The organism is Nocardia sp. NBC_01327 (genome assembly GCF_035958815.1).
GTDB lineage: Bacteria > Actinomycetota > Actinomycetes > Mycobacteriales > Mycobacteriaceae > Nocardia.
On sequence record NZ_CP108383.1, the window covers coordinates 3,698,916 to 3,724,622 of the forward strand.

Genomic DNA, 25,707 nt, shown 5'->3' on the forward strand with positions numbered 1-25,707 from the left:
GGGGTCGCATCGGGTGTCGGCGGTGATGGGGTCAGCGGTACTCGGCGAGGCGCGGGCGGGCACCGACATGATGGGGTCAGCGGTACTCGGCGAGGCGCGGGCGGACGCCGACCAGTACGAGGACGCTGATCAGCACCGCACCGCCGAGGGGAAGCCAGTTGTTCCAGCCCGCCAGCGCGGATTCGCTGTCGGCGACGGCGCTGTCGAATGCCCGCTGATTGATATCGATGGTGGCCACGAGCGCCTGATCGTAGGCGGCGAAGTGGTCGTTGGACGGTCCGGTGTCGAGGGTGATGGCGGCCCGCAGATCGGTGCGGTCCTGCGCACGCAGGGCACGGTCGTCGTGCTGATACGTCTGGTAGGCGGTCAAGGTGTTCTGCGCGGCCGTGCGCTCACCGCTGAAGGTGATGTTGCGCAGCTCTTTTCCAAGGAAGGAGTTCGCGCTCAGCGCCGTCTCCAAGCCCGCGCTGTTCGTGCTGAGCGCCTTGTCGAGCGCGGGCACGTAGTCGTCCAGCGTGTGCGCGGAGACCCCGGCCAGGCGCTGTGACTTGCCGTAGAACGCATCCTGATAGGCGGCGGCGCGCTCCGGGTCGAGCAGGAAGCGGCTCTCGTCGGCATTGGCATCGTAGGACAGGGCCCGCGCCTGGCGCAGCGCCAGCAGGGAGTCGAACGCATCCTTCTTGGCGGTCGTGAGCTGCTGTGCGGCAGTGGAATTCGCGGAGAATCCACCGATCACCAGTGCGGCGGCGACCACCGTGGTCAGGACCAGCGCCGGGTTGATCCGGCGGCGCAGGGTCACGCGCAGCAGGATCTGCAGGCCCAGCAGGGTGCCCAGGACCAGAATGCCGAGCGCGGCGATCCGCACTCGCGCCACCGTCGTGGTGTGCTCACTGTCGTTGTACGCGCTCTCCAGCACCCCGCTATTGGTGTCGGCGAGTTTCTGCGCCCGCGCCATCAGATCGGGAACCATTCCGGTGGCCGCGCGATAGGCGTCCAGCGTGCGCGCCGAGGGCTTCCCGGCCGCACCGTGGTCGAGTTCGGCCAGTTGCAGAGTGTCGGCGGCCTGCCCCTGATACTTACCGAACAGATCCAGCAGTTCGCGAATCTGCGCGGCGGCATCGTCATTGGTGGCGATGGTCATGGCCTGCTGCAGATCGGCGTCGACCTGGGTGCGCCGCTGCTCCATCCCGGCCAGGGCGGTGTCGCGCACCTTGGTGAGGGCGGAATCATCCCCGGCGAGAAGCACATTCGCCAATTGCGCATCCATATCGGCCAGCGCGAAATACAGATCCTCGGTGGCGGCGACGGTGGGTGCGGTGCGATGACCGATCACGTCGATGCCGTGCCGGGTGGAACTCGCGCCGGTCGCTATCACCAGTGCGGTGCCTGCGGTCAGCAGCACGGCGAGAACCGCCAGCCAGCGAATCCAGCCCGGAGTATCGGCGCGCGCCGGCAGCAGTCGGCGGGCGCTGTCGAGAGCCGGGCGCGCCGGGCGGGTGGTGACCGTGGTCATGATGCGTTGTCCCGGTTCTGCTTCGAGGAGGTGAGGGTGAGCGTCGTCCACGCGCCGATATGAATGCGATCGCCGGACGCGATGGCGATCGGCGTCCCCTGCTCGATCGGATCGGTTCCGCCATTGAGACGCGTGCCATTGGTGGAACCGAGATCGATGAGGGCCCAGGTGTTCTCGGTCTGCGCCAGGAACAGCACGTGCACATGGGAGACGCCGGGATCCTGGGACCGCCCGGTGAGGTCGATCTCCGGGCCCGGGCCGCCGGACGCGCGGCGGCGGCCGACCCGGACCTGAGCGCCGCGCAGGACGAATGCGCGCTCGGGGTAGTGCGCGGGGAACTCGATATCGTCGTCCTCGCTGCGCATGGTGTCGAAGTAGTCGCGATCGGCGGAAATGGTTGCCGTCCAGAGGTATTCGTCCGGAACCGGTGGTGTCGCAGCGGCAACGGGTGCGGTGATCACCACGGGTGCTGCGGTGGCGACCGGGAATCCGGCGACGAAGTCGTAGCTGCATCCTTCGCAGAACCGCCCCGAGCGCGGCTCACCGCACTGCGGGCACGGTTCACCCAGAGGTTCGGCTACGGGTGTGGTGCGTTCGGCCGTAGACGTCGCCTCGCCGGGCGCACAGAGCTGCAGTCCGCACACATCGCAGAAATCCGTTGCCACCGAGTCGTGTCCGGCGGGGCAGGTCAGCATGGTCGGCCCCTAACGCTTGTGCACGCGGGAAGTCTTGGTGGACCGCGTATCCAAGGTCATCTCGTCCGCCTTGCGCACCGCCGACTTCAGCCGCACGGTCCCGGTCCGGGCATCGAGCACATCGACCACTCCGGCAAGGAGTTTCGCGGTGTCCTCGTGGCCGGATTCGGCGGCCAGCTGCACCGCTCGCCCCAATCGTTGTGTGGCCGTGTCCAAATCGCCGAGCCGCCGCGCCGTGAGTCCCTCCTGAATGGCCCCGGCGAGCTCGGCCTGGCCGGTGTAGTGCGCCACCTCGGGGCTGATCTTGCTGGACTGCACCACATCATCGGTCCAGACGGCTTTGACCAGACCCTGCCCCAGCACCTCGGTACCGGCGGCATTGGTGCGCACCAGGCTCACCCGGCCCGCGAGCATGACATCCCCGACGCCGCCCGGTGCGACCTCGATGCAGATGTGATAGTCGCGGCTCTCCGCGCCGCCCCAGGATCCGGTCGGGTAATCACCTGTCTGCGTACCGGATTCGGTGCGGCGACCGCTCAGGTCGGCCAGTTCGGGAGCCACCTGTTTGACGAATTTGACCGTCGCCCCGCGCGGCGTCCACAGGCGCAGCGCCACATCGGCGACCTCCTTGCCCATGGCCGCGGCGGTCATGGCCTGGAAGTCGGCCACCAGATCCGCCGGATCGGCGACGATATCGACGGTGCCCAGCAGCGCGGTGGAGATCTTGCGCAGTTCGGCGATCTCCCAATCGGTGCCGACGCCACGGCAGTCGCAGGCGAAAACGCCGGTACTCGAACGGATCTCGGCATCGAGCTGGTGGGCGGACTCGTGTTCGTCGCGGCCGTCGGTGAGCAGAATGGCGTGCCGCAGTCCGGCCCGGTCGCCGAACAGCGTGCGCGCCAGCTTCAACCAGGTGCCGATGGCGGTGCCGCCACCGGCGCGCAGGCCCTGGACGGCTTTGATGGCATTCTGCTTGTGGCTGGCATTGGCCTCGATGAGCGAGGGCGTCACCGGATAGACCATGCGGGCGGTATCGGTCCCGGCCACAACGGCGAAGGCCACACCGTCCCGCACCGCCGAAATCGCCGCTGCGGTCGCGTTTTTGGCGGCGCTCAGCTTGCCGTAGGTGTGATCCATGGATCCGGAGCAGTCGACGATGATGACCTCGGCCGCGCTGTCCACGACGGTGGCGGGGCCACCCGTGCTGGCTGTCACCGTGACCACGGCATTCACCCGGGTTCCGCCCGCCGGGAGGAATTCGTTCTGAAAGGTATCGATGCGGAAACCGATGGGGGCGTTCATGATCAGCAGTTCCTCGGGTTCGACGGAAACGGTGCCACGGCGACGGTGATGTTGTCGCCGCCACCGGCGGCCAGCGCCAGATCGGCCAGGTTGTGTGCCGTGGTCAGTGGTGTGGTCCGGGTGGCCGGAGCGGCCAGATCGGTGAGGGTGTCGGCGGCCGGGAAGTAGTTCCAGAGCCCGTCGCTGCACAGCAGCAGCAGGCCCGGACCGTCCGGGACGAAGTGGCGCACATGCGGTTCGAGGGCGTCCGCATCGGCGCCGAGCCAGGCGGTCAGCGTATGCGCCTCGGGGCTCGCCATGGCGGTCTCTGGATCCACGCCGTGGGCGATGAGCCCGGCGGCGACCGAATCGTCGTCGGTCAGGCAGCGCGCCGAATCGCCCGCGGCGAGCCAGTAGGCGCGGCTGTCGCCGACCCATCCGAGCGTGATGGCCTCGGCGGTGAGCACCGCCGACACCAGCGTGCAGGCCGGACTGCGGTCACCCGAATCGCCGAGCGCCGCGACCGCCGCCGCGGCCTGCGCCATGGCGGTGACCATCGCGATGGCCGGATGCGTGCCCTCCCGCAGCTCCTCGGTGAGCCGGTCGGCGGTGGTGACGGCGGCGCGTTCGGCGGCCTCGTCGGCACGATCTGAGGAGGAGACGCCGTCGGACACCACCGCAACCCGGATGTGCGGTTCGGTGAGTTGCCGCAGCGCCATCGCATCCTCGTTGTGCGCGTGGCGTTTTCCGCGATCGGTCACCGCGGCACAGCTGCCGAGATCGAGTTCGCGGCGATCGGGCACTGGTTCGGTGACCTCTCCGGAGAGTGCGTATCCGCAGTCCTCACAGAACCGGTCGCCGATCTCGAACGCGGTTGCGCATTTCGGGCAGATGTCGCTCAACTCATCATCCTTCGTGGTCGTCATCGACCGCATTGCTCACACCCAGCTGACGGGACGAACGGCGTTGGCCCGGTTCACCAGATCGCGCCGGGCGGTGGCGTCCGGCGTGAGCCGGGCCAGGGTCCGGTACTGCGCTTCGAGGGCGCGCCGCAGGCCGGTATCGGTGAATCGGCAGCCGAGCACCATGAGGCTGTGTGGAATGGGTTGTCCCACAGCCAGTTCCCGCGCGGCCTCGAGGACGGCAATGCTCTTCCAGGCCTTGTGTTCCGGATCGAGGGGGAGTCCGGTGAGCCGGTCACCCGCCGCCGCCAGGTACTTGTGCGCCCGCTGCAAGGCGCCCCCCTCGAGTTCTGCGCCGAAGGCCGCAAGCTGCGCGGCCACATGGTGACTCGAGCTCGCCGGTACCGACTCCGCGGCCGCTATGGCTCCGTCGATATCACGGTCCCGCAGGCGGGTTCGCGCCACACCGAAGGCGGCGCTGGCATAGGCATTATCGGTGCGCCACACCCGTTCGTAGAGCGCGGCTGCCGTGGTCGCGTCGCCCTCGCACTCGGCGGCCGCCGCGAAGGCCAGCTTGACTGCGGGCTCACCGGGAAGCAGGTCGTAGACCGTATCGAAAAACGCACGGGCCGAGGAGGTTTCGCCCGCTGCCAAGGATGCCAGGCCCCGATACCAGGTGATCCGCCAGTCGGCGTCCTCGGACGCCTCCAGCACATCCAGTTCCGTGCGGGCGGCGGCCGGATCACCGGCATCGATGCGCGCCCGCACCAGGGCGAGGGTCAATTCGGGGGAGGAGACCGGTGCGGCCTCCAGGGCGGCCACCACCATTGTCGGATCGCCGCCGGCATTGGTGGCCAGGAACCCGGCGGCCGGATCGGCCGGATCCACGAGCGGAATCGGCAGTGCCGCCGCGATCTCCGCCGGCGCGGGCAGGCTCGGCCACTGGTCCGGCTCGGTGCCGAAAGTCCTTCGCTCCCCGCTGAATACGGTCGAGGGGGCCGGTCGCGGCACCCCGTCCTGCGCCGCGACCACCTCGCGCAATACCCCGGTGACCTGTTCGATCATCTCCGCGGCGGAGGCGAAACGATCATTGGCATCGGGTGCGGTGGCACGGATGAGCAGCCGGTGGAAGGACGGGTACGCGGCCAGCAGCGGGACCTCGGCGGCGGGCGGCAGGCTGTAGCGGTAGGCCGAGCGGTAGTCGAAATTGAAGGTCAGCAGGGCGAGGGTGCGCGCGACCGTGAACAGATCCGATTCGATCGACGCGCCTTCGGTTTCCAGTTCCGGCGCGCAGTAGCCGTCGGTTTTGAAGCCGGCGCTCTCCTCGTCGTCCATGCGCCGCACGGCGCCCAGATCGATGAGCTTGAGCTGCTCCTCGGTCTGAATCATATTGTCGGGCTTGAAATCGCAGTACAGCAGTCCGAGGGAGTGCAGATGCCCGAGCGCGGGCAGGATCTCGAGAATGTAGGCCAGACCCTGGGCCAGCGGCAGCGGCGCCAGATTGCCGATGACATCGCGCTGGGACCGCAACTCCTTGAGCGACGCCCCGCCGACGTACTCCATGACGATGTAGCCGACCTGCTCCCCGGTCCGGGGATCGGGATGCCGCACGAAATTGAAGATCTTCACGATATTCGGATGTTCCACCGTGGCCAGGAACTGCCGCTCGGCCGCCGCCGCGGCCATGGCATCGGCGTCGCCGGTGTCGAGCAGGCCCTTGAGCACCACCCAGCGATCGCTCACATTGCGGTCGCGCGCCAGGTAGATCCAGCCCAGGCCGCCGTGCGCGAGGCAGCCCAGCACCTCGTACTGGCCCGAAACGAGTTCCCCGGCAGTGAGTTTGGGGGTAAAGGAGTAGGCGGACCCGCACTGGCGGCAGAAGCCTTCCGGGCGTCCGGGGGTGGTGTCACGGCCCCGGCCGACCGGTGTGCCGCAGCTGCTGCAGAAGCGCTCCCGCTCGGGCACCTGGGGATCGGACAGCACCGCCGTCGACGGATCCCGGTACGGTACTTGCGGAATCGAGACCAGGCCCGCGCCCAGGCGGCCGCGCGCCGAGCGGGCGGTGCGGTTGGAGCGACTGGATCGTGAGGAGGACCGGCTCGAGCCGCGGCGGCTCTGCCTGCCCGAGGACGAGGTGAACGGGGTCGACGGGCCGGGGGAACGGAGCGAGTGGGCGGGCGTGGCGACGGACGGTGTGACCGCGACGCCGTTCACTGCCGAAACGAGTTGCGGCGCGGGCGCCATTCCGCACTCATCGCAGAAGCCGTCCGCGATGGCGCCGCCGCAGCCGGGGCGGGTACAGGGGTTCATGCTGTGGTTGTCCGTTCGGTAATGGACCGCTGGTATTCCGTCAATGCCCGGGTTGCGGCAGCGAGATCGCAAGGCGTGCAGTGCAGTAGCTCGTATGCTCGGCGATATCGCGCATCGACCGTGGTGTTTTCGCTCAAGTACAGGCGGGCGCCCTTGGCGCGGTACGCGTCCAGTCGCCCGCGCAGTTCGTCCCGTCGATCCAGCAGCGCCACCGCATGATCGCGTGCGGTATCGGCGGCGGTGCGCGCCCGCTCCACATCGCGGGTCAGTGCCACCACCTCGTCATTGACCCGGGTCCAGTGCGCCGCGCGGCCTGTGTGCAGCAGGTTCAGTCGATCCCGCAGTGGGGCAAGGGGTTCCAAGACCGGGGGAGCGGCGCCGAGGATCTTCGCGGAAGTGGTGTTCGCGGCGGTCAGCGCGGTGTCGTACAGGGCCGCTGTCGCTTCCACTGCCTCGGCCAGGGTCGACAGCCGCTGCGCGACACTCTCGCGGCGTGCCCGCAGTTCGGCCAGTTTCGCTCGCAGTTCCTCGATTTCGCGGGTGAGGGCCACCGGGTCGGCCGGATCCGGGTGCCGTTCGGCGACCGTCAGCGGATCGGACATGGCAAGTGCGCGTTCGGTGTTCAACCGCTGCTCCACTCTCGCGATGTGCGCGAGCAGCGGATGGTCGATCGCGGCGAGTTCCAGGGCCGCGGCGCTCTGCCGAATCTCGCGCACCCCGGCATCGGCCCGGTCGACGCCGGGCAGAAACGACGAGGCCACGGTATCGGCGGCCGCGGCCATGCGCGCGATCTCGGAGTAGCCGGCCGTCATCTCGCCCACCAGTTGCGCCAGCGTAAGCGAGCGTCCCACCGCTGCGGGCCCGGTCAGCTGCCGTTCGCCGAACGGAATCGGTTGCGGCGCAAGCACCACCGACGGCCCGCACAGCAGTGCCGTGAGATCGCTCAATTCGGCCGGACCCGGCCGCAGCCGCCGTATCCGCACCTCGTGCACCCGCGCCACCACACCCTCGAACAGGGTGAATTGCGACCACACCACGCCCAGTCGGCCCCGCGCCGCCGCCCATCGCTGCGCACTGGCGCCGGCCAGTGGCACCTCATCGAGAAAACGAACCCCCGGATGACCCTCCAACTCCACCAGATTCGCGGAGATATCGGAGCGATCGGCATCGAGCCGGGCCAAGGCCGTATCGGCCTCGGCAAGTGTCAACACTGACTAGCCCCCCGTACAAACGATGGATCTTGATGGGGTCAACCCCCATAGCCAATGCTGCCACCACTGCCCGTAAGCAAATCGTAAGTATTTGCCGGACTTCGGCGTGCGGTGCTCGGGCAGGTCGCGCAGGTCCCGGTAGTGACCGGTTGTTAGCCTGAGCCGGACAATCCGGAAGGGAACGGTGCATGGCAACGATCGAAGAGGCCCTCGAAATCGAGCGGCTCGAGCGTGACATCTTCCGTGGCGCGTCCACCAAGACGCAGCTGCCGCGCACGTTCGGCGGTCAGGTTGCCGGACAGGCGCTGGTCGCGGCGACCCGGACGGTGGACCCCGCCTATCAGGTGCATTCGCTGCACGGCTACTTCCTGCGGCCCGGCAATCCCCTGGAACCTACTGTCTTCCTGGTGGACCGCATTCGCGACGGCCGTTCCTTCTGCACCCGCCGCGTGACCGGCGTGCAGAACGGTGATGCCATCTTCACCATGTCGGCGTCCTTCCACGTCGGTGACGAGGGCCCCGAGCACCAGGACGAGATGCCGACCGTGCCCGCACCGGACGACCTGCCCGATGCCGCCATCTCGATGAGTCCCGAACGGCTCTGGGCCATGCGGGAATGGGAGCACTGGGATATCCGGACCGTCCCGCAGGAGCTCGTGGACCGCCGCGAGGGCCTGGCCGCCCAGCAGCAGGTCTGGTTCCGCTACCGCCACCCCCTGCCCAACGACCCCCTCTTCCACGTCTGCACCCTCGCCTACATGAGCGATATGACCCTGCTCGGCTCCTCGAAGGTCCCCCACCCCGACGAACCGACCCAGAACGCCTCCCTCGACCACGCCATGTGGTTCCTCCGCCCCTTCCGCGCCGACGACTGGCTCCTCTACGACCAGCAATCCCCCTCCGCCGGCTTCGGCCGCGCCCTCACCGCGGGCCGCATCTGGAACCGCCAGGGCGAACTCGTCGCCGTCGTAGTCCAGGAGGGCCTCATCCGCACCTTCCGCGACAAGAAGGCCGAGTCCTTCCCCTCGGGCACGAACTGAGCGGCCAACCGCTTTTCGGCCGCCTCGGTTACGCGAGGCTGTCGTGGACGAAACGCATGAAATCGGCGTTGTAGGCGTCTGCGGCAGGACTTTTCGCGATCGGGTGGGTGGCGTTGTCGGTGACTGCGGCATCGACCTTCGGCGCGTGGGTGCGCAGCGTGTCGGCGAATTGGCCGACCAGCTCATCGGTTTCGACCCAGAGCTGATCGTTACGGGCGAGGCGATAGTGCACCGGGACCGTGATCGCTGAACTGACCCGCGACCAGTTGGCGCGCGGCCACGCGCCGGAGATTTCGAGCAGCTCCGGACGGACCAGAGCGATATCGCCGAAGGTGAGGCTCTGGATGGGCGGCAAGGCATTCCAGATGCCGGCGGTATACGGACGCGGGACCTGACCGACGTCGGCCACGCCGAGTGCGCGCAGCGGCCAGCGTTGCGTACCGGTGGCCGCCGCGGCGGACCAGCGGGCCGCGAGCGTCAGGGCGATCGCCCCGCCGATGGAGGAACCGTGCACCACAATGCCGCCGGCGGGATTGCCGTGGGTGTTCCAGATTTCGGTGATCGCGTCGTCGAGGCGGGCGGCGTTCGCTTCGAACAGGCCGTCGTCGCTGCCGGGCGGGAAGTTCAGCGACGTACTGCCGCCGTAGCCGGGGCGGTCCGGCGCGAACGCGGAGAGTCCCTGTGCGGCAGCCAGTTCGAGCTGGGAGTGTCCGGGGACGTCGGTCTCGGCGGACGAGGAGCCGCCGCCGTGAATGAACACGAGCAGCGGCGAGCCGGGTAGCGGGTCGGTGGTCAGGCGGAAACGACCGGTCATGGAGCCGCCGAGCAGGCTCAGCGGCTGGGTGCCGGGCGCGGCGACCGGGTCGGCGGCCGCGCGGCCGAAACGCAGTCCGCTCAACAGCACTGCGGTCGCGCCGAGTCCGGTCAGCACGTCCCGCCGAGTGGCGAGGCCGGTGTGGGCAGGCAGGTTCATCGAGCTCATTTCAGCGAGTGCGGGTGCGGTATGCGGTGGCCAGTGCGAGGAATTCGTCGAGTGCGGCCGGATCGTCCACGGCATCACGGCTGAGGACCTGTGCGGGGTCCGCGCCGAGCAGGATGCGTTTGATCGGCACCTCGAGCTTCTTGCCGGTGCGGGTGTGCGGGATGGCGGGCACCGCGATGATGTCGTCGGGCACGTGCCTGGGGGAGACGTCGCGGCGCAACCGGTCCACGATTCGCTCCCGCAGCCCCTGATCGAGGTCGCCGTCGACGACCACGAACAGTGGCATCCAATAGCTTCCGTCGGGTCGGTCGATGCCGACGACCAGCGCCTCGACGATCTCGGGCACCGCCTCGACCACGTCGTAGATGTCGGCGCTGCCCAGCCGGATCCCGTGCCGGTTGAGGGTGGCGTCGGAGCGGCCGTGGAAGACGACCCCGCCGTGATCGTTCACCGTGATCCAGTCGCCGTGCCGCCAGATGCCCGGGTAGACGTCGAAATAGGTGTCACGGTAACGACTTCCGCCGGGATCGTGCCAGAGCCGGACCGGCATGCTGGGCATGGGCACGGTCACCACCAGTTCGCCGACCCCGCCGCGCACCGGCAGGCCGGCGTCGTCGAAGGCGTCGAGCGCGACCCCGAGCGCCGGGGCGCTGATCTCGCCGGGCCGCACCGGCAGGGTCGGTGCGCCGAGGGCGAGCGCGGAGACCACGTCGGTGCCGCCCGACATCGACATCAGGGGAACCCGGCCGTCGAATTCGTCATGCACCCAATGGAATGTCGCGGTGGTCACCGGCGCACCGGTCACGCCGATCAGGCGCAGCCGGGTCAGCGCGTGGTCGCCGGTCCGGAGGCCGGCGCGCTCGCACGCCGCCAGGTAGCCGGGGCTCACGCCCAGCACGGTGACGTCGTGCTCGGCGGCCAGCTGCCACAACCGTTCCGGTCCGGGATGGGCCGGGCTGCCGTCGTAGAGCAGCACCGACGATCCGCCCAGCAGCGCCTGGGCGATGACGTTCCACATCATCCAGTTGGTGGTGGTGTACCAGAACAGGCGGTCGCCGTCGGTCGAATCCATATGCAGGGTCAGGGTTTTCAATCCCTCGAGGATGACGCCGCCGTGTCCGTGCACGATCGCCTTCGGCACGCCGGTGGTGCCCGAGGAGTACAGCACCCACAGCGGATGATCGAAGGCGACGGGACGGATGTTCAGGCTCGCGTCCCGGCCGTCGCGCAACTGCTCGTCCCAATCCAGCACGGGGACAGCGAATTGCGCGCGGGTGAGCCCGAGCCGGTCGACGTGGACGACCGCGGCCAGCCCTTCCAGCAGTCCGGCCAGGGCCGCGGACTCGCCGGTGCGGTCATGGGTGGTGCCCGCGAACCGGTAGCCGTCGGCGCAGATCAGCACGGTGGGTGCGAGCTGACCGAGCCGGGCGGCGGCCGCGGGAGCCGCGTAATCGGGGCCGCAGCACGACCAGATCGCGCCGAGGCTCGCCGCGGCGAGGAATCCGACCAGCGCCGGAATGCTGTTGGGCAGATAGCCGGCCACCCGGTCGCCGGCCTGCACGCCGAGCCGGATCAGCGTCGCCGCCAGCGCGGCGACCTGGTCTTCGAGCTCGCCCCAGGTCAGGATGTCCGGCTCGCCGGTCTCGGTCGCGGCGATGACGGCGACCTGTGCTCGATCCCGGTCCGCGAAGACCCGCTGGGCGAAATTGAGCCGGGCGGTGGGAAACCACACCGCACCGGGCATGCCGCGCTCGGCGAGCACCGGTTCGGGCGCGGGAATTCCGTTGAGTCCGTGGAAGTTCCACACCGCCGCCCAGAACTGTTCGGGGTGATCGACCGACCAGCGCCAGAGTCGTTGGTAGTCGGGGAGATTCAGTCCGTAGTCGCGTTCGACCGCGCGGGTGAAGACGGCCAGCGCGCTGTGCTCGGCGGCGGAAGCGGCGGGCTGCCAGAGGATCTCGGATTCGGTGGTGGCGCCGATGCTCATCGCCGCGCTCAGATCAGCGGGGTGCACTGGTCGTCGCGCCCCAGCAGCGCTTTGCCGAAGATCTCGTAGTTGATCACCGGCGAGACGATGGCGTGCCGCGCCGCGGTCGCCGAATCGCGCCAGATGCGTTGCAGTGGATTGACTTCGGCGAAACTTCCCGCGCCGTGCGCGGACAGCAGCACGTCGATGGCGCGGGTGATGTGCTCGGCGGCCCAGCCGGTGTCGGCGCGGGTGCGGGCGCGGGTGAGCGGGTCGAGGTACTCTCCCGCCGCGGCGGCGTTGTCGATATCGTCGGCCGCGCGGTAGGCGTGCAGGTGTGCGGTATCGATCATCATGGCGGCCTCGGCGAGCTGCAGCTGGAATCCGACCGACTCGGCCTGGCTGGTGTAGAAGGTGTAGGAGATCGGCTTTCCGGCGGCCTTGGCCTGCACCAATTCCAGTGCCTTCCGGCCGAGTCCGAGCTGCGCGCCCACCAGTACCAGGGTCAGCATGGGGACCAGGGCGGAGCGGTAGAGCGGTTCGTCAGGATGGTCGTCGACGTAGCCGCCGGACAGGGCCTGCGTGACCGAGATGACCCGGTGCTCGGGCACGAAGACGCTCTCGGCGATCAGGCAGTTCGAGCCCGAGGACCTCATACCCGCCACGAACCAGGTCTCCTCCAGATCCAGATCCGTGCGCGCGATCAACGCCATGCCCTGATCGACGACCTGCCCCTGCTCGTCGGTGAGCGGAATGCCGACACCGGCCCAGTCCGCATGCCAGGAACCGGAGTTGTAGTACCAGCGCCCGGTCACCCGCCAGCCGCCCTCGACCTTGACCGTCTCCGCGGAGGGGGTGAGCACGCCCGACACCTTGGCGTCGGGATTGTCCTTCCACACATCGTCCTGCGCCTGCTGCGGGAACAGGCCCACGATCCACGCGCACACATTGCTGAGCGCGACCACCCAGGCGGTGCCGCCGTCGGCCTCGGCGACCGCGGCGGAGACATCGAGCATGGTGCGCACCGAGGTCTCGTAGCCGCCGTAGCGGCGCGGCTGCGCGACCTTGAACAGTCCGGCGTCGGTGAGCGCGGTGATGCTCTCCTCGACCACGCGGCGCTCGGCTTCCCCGCGCGCGGCATTGGCGGCCAGCAGCGGCTGCAATTCCCTGATGCGAGTGAGCAGTTCCTCGGTGGAGGGCACGGTCGAGGGTTCGGTGACGGTCATGGGGTGGTTCCTTTCGAGATGCCTGGGCGCGAGAGTCACCGGGCGCAGGCGGCGATCTGGTCGATGATCAGCGGGCGCGGCCGCTGCGCGAAGTGGGAGTGGGTGCCGAAGGTGCGGTGGGCGTAGATCAGCGGAGCCTGCTCCGCACGCCCGGCGGCCTCGACGTGGCCGAGGATCAGTTCGTGATCGCCCCCGTCCACGAAGGCGTGCACAGTGGCTTCGAGCCATCCGGCGGTGCCGCGCAGCCGGGGCAGGCCGTGGTCGAAATACCATTCGGCACAGGCGAATCGGTCGAGGTCGCGGCGGGCGAACACGGTGGCGAGCTCGGCTTGCCCCTGCCCGAGCAGGTTGACCGCGAACCGGCCCTGGTTCCGAATGTGGCCCAGCAGCGCCGAGCGGCGGTCCAGGGCGATACTGATCAGCGGCGGCTGCAACGACAGCGAGGCGAACGAGCTGACCGTCGCGCCGTGCGGTACCCCGCCGACGGCAGCGGTGACGACGGTGACCGGCGCGCACACCGAGGCCATCAGATCCCGGAACTGTTGCGGCGCAATGCCGGTGGGCTCGGTGCTCATCGTCCGCTGTGCCCGTTGATCATCAGGTCGGCCAGGTCCTCGGGGGCCAGGAACGACGGCGGGGGCGGCGGGCCCCAGTTGTAGAGGCCCTTCGCGCCCTCCACGACCTCGGGCTTCCACAGTGCGTCCTCGACGATGCAGTCCAGATCCGAGTAGTACTCGGAGAAGTTGCCCGCCGGATCACGCAGGTACCAGAAGAAATTGGAGCCGATGTGGTGCCGCCCCAGACCCCAGACATGGCGTTCGGGGTGTTCGGCGAGCATCGCGCTCGCGCCGCGCCCGACCTCGTCGACATCGTCGACCTCCCAGGCGGTGTGGTGCAGGAATCCCAGCGGCGCCTGCTGCACCAGCACATTGTGGTGATCGGTGGAGCAGCGCATGAACGAGGCCAGACCGGGGACGGTGTCGCTGACCAGCAGGCCGATGCCCTCGGCGAAAAACCGTTGTGAGCGTTCCTGATCGGTGGAGCCGAGCACCACGTGACCGAGCTTGCGCGGGCGCACCGCAGCGGTGCGCTCCACACCCGGGGCGCGGGTGCCGGGGCGTGCGGCCACACCCGGCGCGTTGTACGGCGGTGTGGGCGTGGGGGTTTGGACCAGACGCTCGGCCAGCTCGACGACCACGGTGGTGCCGGTGCCCGCGTCCACGGCGCGAATCTCGCTGCCGGTGCGGGTCGCGGCGATCTCGAGGCGGGTCAGCGCGGCGGCGATGCGGTCGAGGTCGTCCGGATCGTCGGCGCCGATGCGCAGTTCGAGCAGGCGGCGGGTGGCCGAGTGGGCCAGGCGGAGCTGATCGCCGCCGTCGGCGGTGGCGAAGGTGGCCGTGCCGATGTCGGATTCGGCAGGGGTGAGCCCGAATTCGGTGTAGTACTTGCCGGTCGTATCGACGTCCGGCACCCCGATGGTGATCTGATTCAAACGATGCAGTGCCATGATCGGCTGCTCCTTACAGGGACCGCTGGAGGAAGTTTTCGGCAGCGGTGAGGGGATTGCTCAGCTCGCCGACGCCGGTGACGAAGCTGGTCAGGGTCGAGCCCGGGGTCAGGTAGCGCGCCGGGGTGCGGCCGGCGCCGACGCCGGAGGGGGTGCCGGTGAACACGATGTCGCCCGGCCACAGCGGGCACACCGCCGAGAGCCGCGAAATCAGTTCCGCGACACCGAAGATCATGTCCCGGGTGCGGCCGTGCTGAAGCACCTCGCCGTCGATGGCGCAGCCCAGTTCCAGATCGTCGGGGTCGGCGACCTCGTCGGCGGTGACCAGGGCCGGGCCCAGCGGCGCGAAGCCCGGATAGGACTTGCCGAGGGAGAACTGCGGCACCGGACCGGCCAGCTGCACCACCCGTTCGGAGAGGTCCTGCCCGGCCATCAATCCGGCGACATGCCCCCAGGCCACCGATTCGGCGATGCCGGCGCCGCCGCGCCCGATGGCGACGACGAGTTCCGCCTCCCAGTCGACGGTATTGCTGGGCAGCACGATCGGGGTGTTCGGCCCGGTGAGGGAGCTGGCGAACTTGGTGAACACCGGCGGGGTGTCCGGCAGCGCGATCCGTGACTCGGCCGCGTGCTCGGCGTAGTTCAGCCCGATCGCGAAGACCTGGCGCGGCAGCGGGGTCGGGGCGCGCAGGTCGGCGGGATCGATGCCGGTGTCGCCCTCGATGGTCCGGGCGGATGCCCAATCCCGTACGGCGTCCCATTCGTCGAACAGGGCCTGCGGATCCGAGGGGAAGCGCCCGTCGCTGGCCTTCTCCACATCCAGCCCCGCGCCTTCGCCGTCGACGAAGGTGGCGCGGCCTGCAACGTTCGCGATACGCATTTTCGGACTCCCGGAGCGGACGGGGTGTGCTCTGGCACACCGGATTCGACTGTGTGCGTCGTCACGCTACGCCCGCAGTAGTCGGCAGGTCAATGAATAATCGATTTTCGCCGAAAAGATGGATAGTGTGGAGTCATGACCACAAGGAGGTGTCCATGACCCAGTGGCTGGACGTGCACGCTCACTACGTCACCGACCACTACGCCGCCGTCTGCCGCGCCGCCGGGCACGAGCGACCCGACGGGATGCCGGGCATTCCGGGCTGGAGCGTCGAGTCGGCCCGGGAGCTGATGGAATCCACCGGGGTGGCCGCCGCGGTGCTGTCGATCTCCTCGCCGGGCGTTCACTTCGGCTCCGATTCGCTCGGACGAGACAGTGCGGCAAGGGATCTGGCGGCGCACGTCAACGATGCGGGCGCGGCGATCGTGACCCGTGCGCCCGAGCGGTTCGGGGTGGCCGCCGTGCTGCCGCTCCCCGATGTCGACGGGGCGCTCGCCGAGATCGCGCGCGCCTACGATCAACTCGGGGCCGATGCCGTGGCGATGAAGACCAACTATCACGGCCGCTACCTCGCCGATCCCGAATTCGATGCGGTGCTGGGCGAATTGGATCGCCGGGGTGCGGTGGCGCTGCTGCACCCGACCTCACCGCCGGGCTGGGAGGTCACCGCACTGGGCCGGCCGCGGCCGATGCTCGAATTCCTCTTCGACACCACCCGATGCGTACTGGACCTGGTGATGAGCGGGGTGATCACCCGCTATCCGGGCATCCGCTGGGTGATTCCGCACGCCGGGGCGGTGCTGCCGGCCGTCGCGCATCGGGCCTCGCTGTTCACCGCGATCACCGGCGAGCCGATGGATGTGCCTGCCGCGCTGGGACGGCTGTACTACGACCTGGCCGGGCTGCCGCTGCCGATCGAGTTGCCGGCTCTGCTCGGAATCGTCGGGCCCGAACGGCTGCTCTACGGCAGCGACTTCCCCTTCACCCCGGCTCCGGCGGTCGCCGCGCTGGCCGGGGTGCTCGCGCAGGCGCCCGAACTGGCCGGCGCGCAGCTGGGCTTGACGCCCGGTTCGGCTGGGGCGCAGCTGTTTCCGCGGCTCGCGGGGCGGCAGGTCTAGCGTGCGCGGATCAGGCGCTGGCCTCGGAATCGCCGGCGGGCCGGGTGGTGGCGTAGTCGATCAGGATGGTGGCGGTCAGCTCGAAATGCGCGGTGAGTAACCGCACCGCGCGTTCGCCGTCGTGCTCGAGGACCGCCTCCATCAGCTCGCGGTGCTCGCGGGCCACGTCGCGGGGTTCGGCGTCGGTGGAGAAGGGGCCGGACCAGCGCCGGTACAGCTCGGACTGGTCGCGCAGGCGTGCGGCCAGCTCGCGCAGGCGCGGGCTCGAGCACGCGCTGATCAGCGCGTCGTGGAAGACGGCGTGCGCCCCGGCCCACTCCTCGCTGATCGCGATGGGTGGTTCGGGGGTCAGCAGCGGCGTGCGCGTGAGGCGATGATGGGCGGCCACCACCCGGGATTCGTAGTCGACATCGGTGTGCTCGACCGCATCGCGCAGGGCCTCGCCTTCGATCAGGACGCGGACCCGCGTGAGGTCCTGCAGATCGTCGATGTTCAAGGCCACCACCGAGAATCCGAGCTGGGGTGCGGCCGTCACCAGTCCCTGCTCGGCCAGCCGCGAGAGCGCCTCGCGCACCACCGACAGGCTCACCTGGAACTCACCGGCCAGCTCACGCGGGCTCAGGCGGGCGCCCGGCGCGAAGCGGCCACCCAGGATGGCCGCACGCATTCCGGCATGCACCGCGGCGCCCAGGCTGCGGGCCGAAGTGCCCTTGGTCGCCGCCGAGGTGATCGGCCCATCGCCCTTCGACAGTCGCGCCATGATGGACAATCCTTCCTGCCGGCAGATCCGCGGGTCGGCATGCGGCGGCGGAGGCTGCGCATGCCGCCTCAAACATAAACGATTACCTATTCTGATGCTAATTTCGATTACATAATCGATTTTCCAATTCGGGTAAGTCCCGGCGGATGGTCATTCCTGATGCGCATCCTCAGTGCTCGCTCAGGAGTCCGGACAGTAGGGCGCGAATTCCGGGGGAGGGGTCGAAATCGGGCTCCGGCCAAGTGATTCGGTGGAGGATCAGGCCGTCGAGGTGGTCGAGCAGGATGTGGCAGTGGTCCATGGGGGCGGGTGAGCCGATCTTCTGCAGCCAGGGGGCGACCCAGGAGCTGACGGTCGCGCGGGCGGCGGTGATCGGCTCACGCAGTTCCGGGTGTGCGGCCGCTTGCAGGAAGAGGGCATAGCGGGCGGCGGTGCGGCTGCGGCCCGGTCCGAGGGCGTGGCGGACCACACCGGCCATTGCCTCGACCACGGCGGCGCGGCTTTCCGGTTGCAGCATGCCGCCGACGGCCTCCCAGTCGCGCCGGTCCAGGTCGACCAGGTGGGTGAGGATTCCCATGATCAAGGCGTTCCGGTTGCGGAAGGAATTGGAGGCGGTGCCCGCGGGTACGCCGGCCGCCCTGTCCACCGCCTGAAAGGTCAAGCCGCGCGGGCCTTCTGCTGCCAGCACCTCGATGGCCGCGTCCAGCACTTGCTCCCTGCGGGACATCCCACCTCCTTGCACTATGTTTCCAGTGTATTTCACTATGTTTATAGTGTTAGCATCGGTCGTGTATCGGCGTCAGCCGCCACATGTCGAGGAGTTGTCATGCCCCTGTCATCTGTCGCCAATCTGCCGAGGGGGCATAGGACGATGCTCCTCGCACACCGTGCCATGGTCCGGGACCTGGGCCGAATCGAGCGCACCGCACGGGAATTGGCCGTTGCGCCGGATCCTGTGCGCGCGAAGGCACTCGGCGGTTACGCGGACAAGCTCGCCCTCGTGATCCACCACCACCATGAGGGTGAGGACGAGTTCCTCTGGCCGCGATTGCGCGATGCCGGTGCGGATCGCCAGGCCTTGGAAACCCTCATCGCCGAGCACGCCGCACTGACCGATCTCCTCGACGACTGGCACGATTCCCTCGCGAACCTGTCCACCGACAGCGCGACCGCGACCCGGCTGGCCGAACTCACCTCCGCGGTCCGCGACCAACTCGCCGGACATACCGCCGACGAGGAGCGAGAACTGCTCGGCCGTTTGGCGCCGTCACTCGACGAGCAGACCTGGAAGGCATTCGAAACCCACATGCGCACAACGGCTCCCCTCTGGACCCTGCGCTTCATGCCCGCCTGGCTACTCTCGGCCGCGAGCCCGGACGACCTGGTCGGCGTCCCGGCCCTACCGCTCGCCCGTCTGTTCAGCGGCCGGCTGCAACGGACACAGCGCGCCGCCTTCGGCACCCACTACTGACCACCGGCCCCCGGTACTCCATACCGGGTTGCGGGTAGTGGGTGTCGTGGCCGGGAGGGGAGGCCACGACACCCGCTACTTCGCTGGGACACAACGGGATTCGCGAATTCGCGCTCGTACCTGTGGTGCGTGGTCCTGGGGATGAACATCCATGGGCGGCAAGCGCTTTCGCGAGCAACTCGCCAATTGGGGTAGCTGGTAGGTGGGTTGATCTTCCGCCGCGCCGGGCTTCTCCGAGGACAGTCAGCGGAAGAGGCGGAAGAATCCGCGCACCTGCTCGACCAGTGACTCCGGCTGCTCGAGAGCGGCGAAGTGGCCGCCATGCGGCAGCTCCTCGAACCAGCGCAGGTCGGTGAAACGCAACTCGGCCTCTCGCCGCGATGGGCGGGTGATGTCGCTCGGGTAGATCGACAGCCCGGATGGCGCGGTGACCTTGTCGCGGAAGTTGGCGAAGCTCTCCCAGTACAGGCGTGCCGAGGAGGTGGCTGATGCGGTGAACCAGTAGACCGAGATCTCGTCGAGGATCTGCTGCCGCGATAACGCGTCCTCGGGGTGGCCGTTCTTGTCGGTCCAGGCCCAGAACTTCTCGGCGATCCACGCGGCCTGACCCGCTGGGGAGTCGGTGAGGCCGTAGCCGAGCGTCTGCGGCCGGGTCGCCTGGATGGCCGAGTACCCCCGGCCGGTGCGCTGGAACTCCTTCTCGGCCTCGAGGTTCGCCAGCTCCGCGGGCGTCGGGTCGGCGAACGTGCCCGCCGCCACGGACCCCAGGTTCAGATGCACGCCGGCGACCCGCTCGGGCGCCACCTCACCCAGCGTGCCGGACACCGCCGAACCCCAGTCGCCGCCCTGCGCGCCGTACCGCTCGTAACCGAGCGAGACCATCAACGTGTCCCAGGCGCGCGCGATGCGAGTGACACCCCACCCGGTCGTCGACGGCTTGTCACTCCAGCCGTACCCGGGCAACGACGGCGCGACCACATGGAACGCGTCCGCCGGGTCCCCGCCGTGCGCGCGCGGGTCTGTCAGCGGGCCCAGAACCTCCAGGAACTCGAGCACCGAACCCGGCCACCCGTGCGTGAGCACCAGCGGGAACGCGTCCGGCTCCGGGGAGCGGACGTGCAGAAAGTGGATGCCCAGCCCGTCGATCGTGTCGCGATACTGCGGGAAAACGTTCAGCCGCTCCGCGAACCCGAAGTCATACTCCTCAGCCCAGCTCCGGCAAAGCTCCTGCGCATACGCCAGCGGCAACCCCTGTGACCAGTCCTCCACCGGCTCGGGCTCGGGCCACCGCGTCCGCCGCAATCGTTCACGCAGATCCGCGATCTCGGCTTCGGTGATGCTGACCTCGAATGGCTCGGCGGACATAACAAGGCTCCTTACTGGTCGAGGCGTCATCGGATCGGATGCTCGAGTCCGCGCAACAGTAGCCATGGTCGCGACAGGAATATTCCGAGCAGCCGTACCCGCGGTCGATCTCGCACAGAAGGGCACTCATGAGAGTGCGCTCAGCCAGGTATGACGTGGATCAGCGTGATGAATTCATGAAAGTCGAGACTGGCTGGGGTGCGGTGTATCGGCGAGGTGGGTGGAGTGAGCCAGTGCGTTCCGTGCAGCACGTCGATGATCGCGGCCCGGCCGTGCGCGCAGTTGACGTACAGCTGGATGTATCCGCAGGCCGGGCATCCCGCCCGGTGGATTGTCGACTGGACACTGCATCCGCAGGGTCGTGGTACACGACTTCTGTTGACGCAGACAGGTTTCGACATCGAAGATCGCCGGCAGAGGATGGTGCGCAACGCCATGGAACGGAGTTGGAAACGTCTCGTCCTGCCGCGGCTCGGTGAGGTGATTCACCACGCGCTATAGCCGCCATTGGAAACATGGGCATGACAATGTTGATGTTGCTGCCTAGTGTGCGATGTCACCCGGCGGACTGTCGCCGGCGGATGGAACGGATACGCACCATGAACTTTCTTTCAGCGATTGCCGCACTGCTGAGCCCGGTGGCGTCGACGGGCAGCTTCAACCCGCTGTGCTGGGAATCGCCGTCGACCACTCCGGCGGGTTGCGGCTCGGCCTAGGACCGGACACATGAAGCGGCCCGGTCCCTCCGAGGAGGGACCGGGCCGCTTTCTTAGGTCAGGCCGTCTGCACGCGCAGGTGGCAGACCACCGTGTCGGGCATTTTGCGCAGGACGCGCTCCAGCTCATCGCTGCGGTGGCTGGGCAGGACGTGGTTCCAGCCTGCGGGCGGTTCGACCTCGGCGATCACCACGACCTTGCGGCGGCCCTGGAAATGGTCGCGGACGTAGCGGGCGACCGGTCCGCCGACCGTGGTGTCACCGTCTTCGAGCATGACCAGGCGGACATCGGGATGCCATGCCTCCCACTCCTTGGTGAAGACGGTGATGTTCTCGTCGTGCATGCAGACGTGCACGGCGATCACATCGCGGCCCAATGACATTGCGGCGGAGAGGGCTTCGCGGCTCAGCTCGGAGACTTCGGAGACGGGGACCACGATGGCGGTTTCGGTCGGCCGGGGCGTTTCCGGGACGCAGTCCGCGCCGCGGCAGCCGTCGATTCGCTCGTAGATCTTGCGAATCTTCTCCATGACCAGCACCAGCAGCGGTAGCACCAGCACGATCAGCCACGCCCCCTCGGTGAATTTCATGGAGGTGGTGACGATGGCGGCGACGAAGGTGAGCACCGCGCCGAAACCATTGAGCGCCGTACGCCACTGCCAGCCGTCGCTGCGCGTGGCGAGCCAGTGCCGGACCATGCCGACCTGGGCAATGGTGAATCCGACGAAGACGCCGATGGCGAACAGCGGGACCAGCGCGTTCATATTGCCCTCGGACGCCACCAACAGCACCGCGGACGAAATGCCCAGTGCCAGTACGCCGAATCGGTACACCTGGCGCGGGGATGTCACCGCGAAGCGATGCGGCAGGCAATTGTCGTCGGCGAGGATCTTGGTGAGCGTCGGCAGTCCGCCGTAAGACGTGTTGGCGGCCAGCGCAAGCAGCAGCACCGTCGCGAATTGCACTACGTAGTAGGCGATTCCGTGGCCGAGCGCGGCCTCGGTCAGCTGCGAGAGCACGGTGGTGCCGTCGATCGGATGGATCGAGAACTTGCCGATCAGGGTGGCCAGGCCGATCAGCATGAGGCCGAGCAGAACGCCCAGTGCGACCTCGGCGCGCTGGGCCCGCTTGACCTTGGGCTGCTGGAAGCTCGGCACCGCGTTCGCAATGGCCTCGACGCCGGTGAGCGCCGCGCAGCCACTGGAGAATGCCTTGAGCAGCAGCAGAACTCCGATCGTCTTGGCATCGGTCGCCACGGCGGCGCCGCTCGAGACGCTCGCCGGATCCGATCGCAGCAGCCCGGCGATGATCACCGCGAAGATGCCGATGACGAAGACGGCGGTCGGGGCCATGAACGCCCGCGCGCTCTCCCGAATGCCGTACAGGTTCAGCACCGTGATGCCCACCAGCACCGCCAGGCAGACCCACATCGTGTACGGCAGCAGCCCGGGGAACGCGGAGGTCAGTGCCGCCACACCGGCCGCGATGGAAACCGCCACGTTCAGCACGTAGTCGACGATCAGTGAAGCCGCCGCGACCAGGCTCGTGCGCCGCCCGAGCCGCGCCTTGGCCACCGCGTACGCGCCGCCGCCGTTGGGGAAGGCTGCGATGACCTGCCGGTAGGACGCGATGAGAACGGTCAGCAGCACCACGATGGCCAGGGTCACCGGCAGCGTGTAGCCCAGCCCGGCCGAGCCGGCGGCGGCCAGCACCAGCACGATCGCCTCGGGACCGTAGGCGACCGACGCCATGGCATCCAGCGAAAGCCCGGCCAACCCGGTCGACACAGTCAGCCCGTGCTTCGGCGGCGGAGCGTCTACCCCACCGCGCGGGCCGGGTGTGGTTTCTCGTAACACATCAGTCACATCGCGGAGTGTTCACCTCCGGCGACACTTGGACACCCGTCCTAACGAAACCTTCACACCCTGGGTGAGCAGGGCCACATCAGCACCCGAACGTATGCTCGACGGCGTGACTCCGACGATTGGCGTGCTGGCCCTGCAGGGCGACGTGCGCGAGCATATGCACGCGCTGGCAGCGTGCGGCGCCGAGCCGGTGGCCGTGCGCCGCGAATCCGAACTCGATGCCGTCGACGGATTGGTGCTCCCGGGAGGCGAATCCACCACCATCAGCAAACTGCTGGAGGTCTTCGACCTGCTCGAGCCGCTGCGCAAGCGACTGCGTGACGGCCTGCCCGCCTTCGGGTCCTGCGCGGGCATGATCCTGCTGGCCTCCGAGGTGCTCGACACCCGCCCGGACATGCACACGCTGAACGGCATCGATATGACGGTGCGGCGCAATGCCTTCGGTCGTCAGGTCGATTCCTTCGAAACCGATCTGGATTTCCGCGGTCTCGACGACGGTCCGGTACGCGCGGTTTTCATTCGTGCCCCATGGGTGGAGCGCGCGGGCGACAATGTCGAGGTGCTGGCGCGCGTGCCCTCCGGACCCGCCGCGGGCACCATCGTCGCGGTGCGGCAGGGCAATGTGCTGGCCACGTCCTTCCACCCGGAGGTGACCGGCGACCTGCGGGTGCACCGGCTGTTCGTCGACACCGTGGTGCGCCCGCGCATCGGGGTGTGACCCGGCTGCACAAGATCAGTAGACTGGGGCGCTGTCCATCTGTGGGCTCCTGCCCCCTGAAAAGAGGAAGTAGGGAATGAGCGGCCACTCCAAATGGGCCACCACCAAGCACAAGAAGGCCGGGATCGACGCGAAGCGCGGCAAGCTCTTCGCCAAGTTGATCAAGAACATCGAGGTGGCGGCCCGCACCGGTGGAAGTGACCCGGACGGCAATCCGACGCTGTACGACGCCATTCAGAAGGCGAAGAAGTCGTCGGTGCCCAACGACAATATCGAGCGCGCTCGCAAGCGCGGCGGTGGCGAAGAGGCCGGCGGCGCAGACTGGCAGACCATCATGTACGAGGGCTACGGCCCCAATGGTGTTGCCGTGCTGATCGAGTGCCTCACCGATAATCGCAACCGCGCTGCCGGTGAAGTGCGTCTTGCGATGACCCGCAACGGCGGCAATATGGCCGATCCGGGTTCGGTGTCGTACCTGTTCCACCGCAAGGGCCTGGTCACCCTGGAGAAGCACAATCACTCCGAGGACGATGTGCTCATGGCGGTGCTCGACGCGGGCGCCGAAGAGGTCAACGATCTGGGCGAGTCCTTCGAGGTCATCTCCGAACCCGGCGATCTGATCGCGGTCCGTACCGCGCTGCAGGCGGCCGGTTTCGACTACGACTCCGCCGACTCGGGCTTCCAGCCGTCGATGTCGGTCTCGGTCGACGCCGACACCGCCCGCAAGGTCTTCAAGCTGATCGACGCGCTCGAAGACAGTGACGACGTCCAGAACGTCTACACCAATGTGGACATCTCCGATGAGGTCCTCGCCGAACTCGACGACTGAGTTCGCACCCCTCCCGGCAATCGCAGGCCGCCCCTATTTTTGGGGGCGGCCTGCGATTTTCGTATCGGTACAGTGGATTTCAGGTCGGGGCCGATAAAGGAGAAGACACACTCATGCCGCAACGGTTGACCGTCGCCCTCGGCATTACCGCCCTGACCTCCGCCGCGGTAGCGGTCCTCGCCCCGCAGGCCGCCGCGAAAGATCTCGCCCCCGGCCTGTCCTGCAGCGACTACACCTGCCGCAACGACACCGACGACATCTACTACGTCACCGGCCGCGTCACCTGCTCGTTCGGCGGTGGCGCCCACGACTTCTCGGGCTACGCGGGCCGCCGCGCCACCGACCAAATCCCCATCTCCTGCCCGAGCGACTACGAGCCCGGCTCCTGGCACACAGAAACGACCATGAACCCCGACGGCACCTTCCAGTCCAACCAGGTCCAAGACCCCGGCACCTGGGACAACACCTACCCGGTCACCATCGACTACCAAACCGCCACAGTCGACAACGACCAAAAACTAGCCCCCCACACCGGCTCCGCCGGCTGACCTGCCGTTTGCGCTGTACCCGGTTCCAGCTGATCGCCTACATGCCGGTGATCAGCTGGAACTTGAGCTTCTCGATCGTGTGCTCCTCGATCCCCAGCTCCTCGGAGATGTAGCGGTGCACCGATCCGTGGGCTTCGGCGAGATCGTCGAGAACGAACCGCATGATCTGTGCGGGTGCGCGTCCGTATCCGGGCCATCGCAGTTCGCGGTTCGGGTGTGCTTCCTGCCATTCCTCGATGAGGAGCGGGGTTGCCAGTTCGGTCAGGGCGAAGTCGGCGAGGATCTGTTCCTCGGAGACGTCCAAGGCGGTCAGGACCAGTGCGGCGATGAGGCCGGTGCGGTCTTTGCCGGAGGCGCAGTGGAATACCGTGGGTCCCTCGGAGTCGGCGATCAATTCGATGACCTGGCGGATCTCCTCGACACCGTCGGCCGCGACCTCGGCGAATTTGTCCGCCAGGTAGCGCCAGGGATCGAGATTCGGGTCGATCGACGCCTGATCGTAGGGGCGGTGCTCGATGCTGAAGTTGGCGTAGCAGAACCGTTCCGGCTCGGGGACCGCGCCTTTGGACTCGATCTCCCACGGATACCGCAGATCGATGACCGTCCGAATATCCAGGCCGAGGAAGCGATTCCAGTCCCGGCCACGAAGCTTTCCGAGCGAGTCGGACCGATACAGCCGACCCCACGCGACCATCCGCCCGTCGCCGGTCCGGTAGCCACCCAGATCCCGGAAGTTGTGCAGTCGTTCGAATTCGATGTGCCGCTTCATATTCGACCCCCTGAGAACACTCCGGCAGGCTCATCC

General features: G+C 68.2%; 24 protein-coding genes. 7 read left to right on the plus strand and 17 right to left on the minus strand.

What is annotated here, in order from left to right; all coding sequences use genetic code 11:
- Positions 1-76: 76 nt before the first annotated feature.
- The 6 genes from OG326_RS16610 to OG326_RS16635 are packed head-to-tail and all read right to left on the minus strand — an operon-like array spanning position 77 to position 7,912.
- Positions 77-1,513 (minus strand): hypothetical protein, encoded by a 1,437-nt coding sequence (locus tag OG326_RS16610; protein WP_327145542.1) that lies wholly within the window; start codon positions 1,511-1,513, stop codon positions 77-79.
- Complete coding sequence (locus OG326_RS16615; protein ID WP_327145543.1) at positions 1,510-2,208, minus strand: FHA domain-containing protein; 699 nt, start codon at positions 2,206-2,208, stop codon at positions 1,510-1,512. Before OG326_RS16615 ends, OG326_RS16610 begins: the two co-directional genes overlap by 4 nt.
- A gap of 9 nt (positions 2,209-2,217) precedes the next feature.
- Positions 2,218-3,510 carry a vWA domain-containing protein gene (locus OG326_RS16620; protein WP_327145544.1) on the minus strand — a complete coding sequence of 431 codons (1,293 nt, stop codon included), beginning with the start codon at positions 3,508-3,510 and terminating at the stop codon, positions 2,218-2,220.
- A 2-nt stretch (positions 3,511-3,512) separates the two neighbouring features.
- Complete coding sequence (locus OG326_RS16625; RefSeq protein ID WP_327145545.1) at positions 3,513-4,415, minus strand: PP2C family protein-serine/threonine phosphatase; 903 nt, start codon at positions 4,413-4,415, stop codon at positions 3,513-3,515.
- Positions 4,416-4,427: 12 nt separating this feature from the next.
- A complete protein-coding gene (locus OG326_RS16630; protein WP_327145546.1) occupies positions 4,428-6,701 on the minus strand; it encodes a tetratricopeptide repeat protein in 2,274 nt (757 codons plus the stop codon).
- Positions 6,698-7,912, minus strand: coding sequence for a hypothetical protein (locus OG326_RS16635; protein ID WP_327145547.1), 1,215 nt, complete (start codon positions 7,910-7,912; stop codon positions 6,698-6,700). The genes OG326_RS16630 and OG326_RS16635 overlap by 4 nt, the downstream gene beginning before the upstream one ends.
- A gap of 188 nt (positions 7,913-8,100) precedes the next feature.
- Here OG326_RS16635 and OG326_RS16640 point away from each other — a divergent pair, with 188 nt between their 5' ends.
- Complete coding sequence (locus OG326_RS16640; protein ID WP_327145548.1) at positions 8,101-8,952, plus strand: acyl-CoA thioesterase; 852 nt, start codon at positions 8,101-8,103, stop codon at positions 8,950-8,952.
- Between the two features lie 28 nt (positions 8,953-8,980).
- On the opposite strand, the gene OG326_RS16645 is transcribed toward OG326_RS16640, so the two are convergent.
- The 6 genes from OG326_RS16645 to OG326_RS16670 are packed head-to-tail and all read right to left on the minus strand — an operon-like array spanning position 8,981 to position 15,513.
- A complete protein-coding gene (locus tag OG326_RS16645) occupies positions 8,981-9,925 on the minus strand; it encodes an alpha/beta fold hydrolase (RefSeq protein WP_327145549.1) in 945 nt (314 codons plus the stop codon).
- A 10-nt stretch (positions 9,926-9,935) separates the two neighbouring features.
- Positions 9,936-11,921 (minus strand): acetoacetate--CoA ligase, encoded by a 1,986-nt coding sequence (locus OG326_RS16650; RefSeq protein ID WP_327145550.1) that lies wholly within the window; start codon positions 11,919-11,921, stop codon positions 9,936-9,938.
- An 8-nt stretch (positions 11,922-11,929) separates the two neighbouring features.
- The gene (locus tag OG326_RS16655; protein ID WP_327145551.1) at positions 11,930-13,126 is read right to left on the minus strand and encodes an acyl-CoA dehydrogenase family protein; all 1,197 of its coding nucleotides are present in this window, start codon (positions 13,124-13,126) and stop codon (positions 11,930-11,932) included.
- Between the two features lie 35 nt (positions 13,127-13,161).
- Positions 13,162-13,701: a flavin reductase family protein gene (locus OG326_RS16660; RefSeq protein ID WP_327145552.1), complete on the minus strand. Its 540-nt coding sequence runs from the start codon at positions 13,699-13,701 to the stop codon at positions 13,162-13,164.
- Positions 13,698-14,633: a VOC family protein gene (locus OG326_RS16665; RefSeq protein ID WP_327145553.1), complete on the minus strand. Its 936-nt coding sequence runs from the start codon at positions 14,631-14,633 to the stop codon at positions 13,698-13,700. Before OG326_RS16665 ends, OG326_RS16660 begins: the two co-directional genes overlap by 4 nt.
- 13 nt (positions 14,634-14,646) lie before the next feature.
- Positions 14,647-15,513, minus strand: a complete 867-nt coding sequence (locus tag OG326_RS16670) for a fumarylacetoacetate hydrolase family protein (RefSeq protein WP_327145554.1) — start codon at positions 15,511-15,513, stop codon at positions 14,647-14,649.
- A gap of 155 nt (positions 15,514-15,668) precedes the next feature.
- On the opposite strand from OG326_RS16670, the gene OG326_RS16675 reads away from it, so the two are divergent.
- On the plus strand, positions 15,669-16,631 hold the full coding sequence (locus OG326_RS16675; protein WP_327145555.1) for an amidohydrolase family protein: 963 nt from the start codon (positions 15,669-15,671) through the stop codon (positions 16,629-16,631).
- Positions 16,632-16,641: 10 nt separating this feature from the next.
- Here the strand turns inward: OG326_RS16675 and OG326_RS16680 are convergent, their stop codons facing one another.
- Both OG326_RS16680 and OG326_RS16685 read right to left on the minus strand, forming a co-directional pair.
- Complete coding sequence (locus tag OG326_RS16680; protein ID WP_327145556.1) at positions 16,642-17,391, minus strand: GntR family transcriptional regulator; 750 nt, start codon at positions 17,389-17,391, stop codon at positions 16,642-16,644.
- Between the two features lie 169 nt (positions 17,392-17,560).
- Entirely contained in the window at positions 17,561-18,118 is a 558-nt protein-coding gene (locus tag OG326_RS16685) for a TetR/AcrR family transcriptional regulator (RefSeq protein ID WP_327145557.1), read from the minus strand.
- A 99-nt stretch (positions 18,119-18,217) separates the two neighbouring features.
- On the opposite strand from OG326_RS16685, the gene OG326_RS16690 reads away from it, so the two are divergent.
- On the plus strand, positions 18,218-18,862 hold the full coding sequence (locus OG326_RS16690; protein ID WP_327145558.1) for a hemerythrin domain-containing protein: 645 nt from the start codon (positions 18,218-18,220) through the stop codon (positions 18,860-18,862).
- Between the two features lie 243 nt (positions 18,863-19,105).
- Here the strand turns inward: OG326_RS16690 and OG326_RS16695 are convergent, their stop codons facing one another.
- Positions 19,106-20,227, minus strand: a complete 1,122-nt coding sequence (locus tag OG326_RS16695) for an epoxide hydrolase family protein (protein WP_327145559.1) — start codon at positions 20,225-20,227, stop codon at positions 19,106-19,108.
- Positions 20,228-20,482: 255 nt separating this feature from the next.
- Between OG326_RS16695 and OG326_RS16700 the strand changes: the two genes are divergently transcribed.
- Positions 20,483-20,728: an SRPBCC family protein gene (locus OG326_RS16700; RefSeq protein ID WP_327146501.1), complete on the plus strand. Its 246-nt coding sequence runs from the start codon at positions 20,483-20,485 to the stop codon at positions 20,726-20,728.
- A 273-nt stretch (positions 20,729-21,001) separates the two neighbouring features.
- Here OG326_RS16700 and OG326_RS16705 read toward each other — a convergent pair whose 3' ends face one another.
- Positions 21,002-22,693: an APC family permease gene (locus OG326_RS16705; protein ID WP_327146502.1), complete on the minus strand. Its 1,692-nt coding sequence runs from the start codon at positions 22,691-22,693 to the stop codon at positions 21,002-21,004.
- Positions 22,694-22,901: 208 nt separating this feature from the next.
- Between OG326_RS16705 and pdxT the strand changes: the two genes are divergently transcribed.
- From pdxT to OG326_RS16720, 3 genes are all read left to right on the plus strand, one after another.
- Complete coding sequence (gene pdxT / locus OG326_RS16710; RefSeq protein WP_327146503.1) at positions 22,902-23,525, plus strand: pyridoxal 5'-phosphate synthase glutaminase subunit PdxT; 624 nt, start codon at positions 22,902-22,904, stop codon at positions 23,523-23,525.
- 76 nt (positions 23,526-23,601) lie between these two features.
- Positions 23,602-24,354, plus strand: a complete 753-nt coding sequence (locus OG326_RS16715; RefSeq protein WP_327145560.1) for a YebC/PmpR family DNA-binding transcriptional regulator — start codon at positions 23,602-23,604, stop codon at positions 24,352-24,354.
- Between the two features lie 113 nt (positions 24,355-24,467).
- On the plus strand, positions 24,468-24,902 hold the full coding sequence (locus OG326_RS16720; protein ID WP_327145561.1) for a hypothetical protein: 435 nt from the start codon (positions 24,468-24,470) through the stop codon (positions 24,900-24,902).
- A 37-nt stretch (positions 24,903-24,939) separates the two neighbouring features.
- Here OG326_RS16720 and OG326_RS16725 read toward each other — a convergent pair whose 3' ends face one another.
- Positions 24,940-25,671: a tyrosine-protein phosphatase gene (locus tag OG326_RS16725; protein WP_327145562.1), complete on the minus strand. Its 732-nt coding sequence runs from the start codon at positions 25,669-25,671 to the stop codon at positions 24,940-24,942.
- Positions 25,672-25,707: the final 36 nt, after the last annotated feature.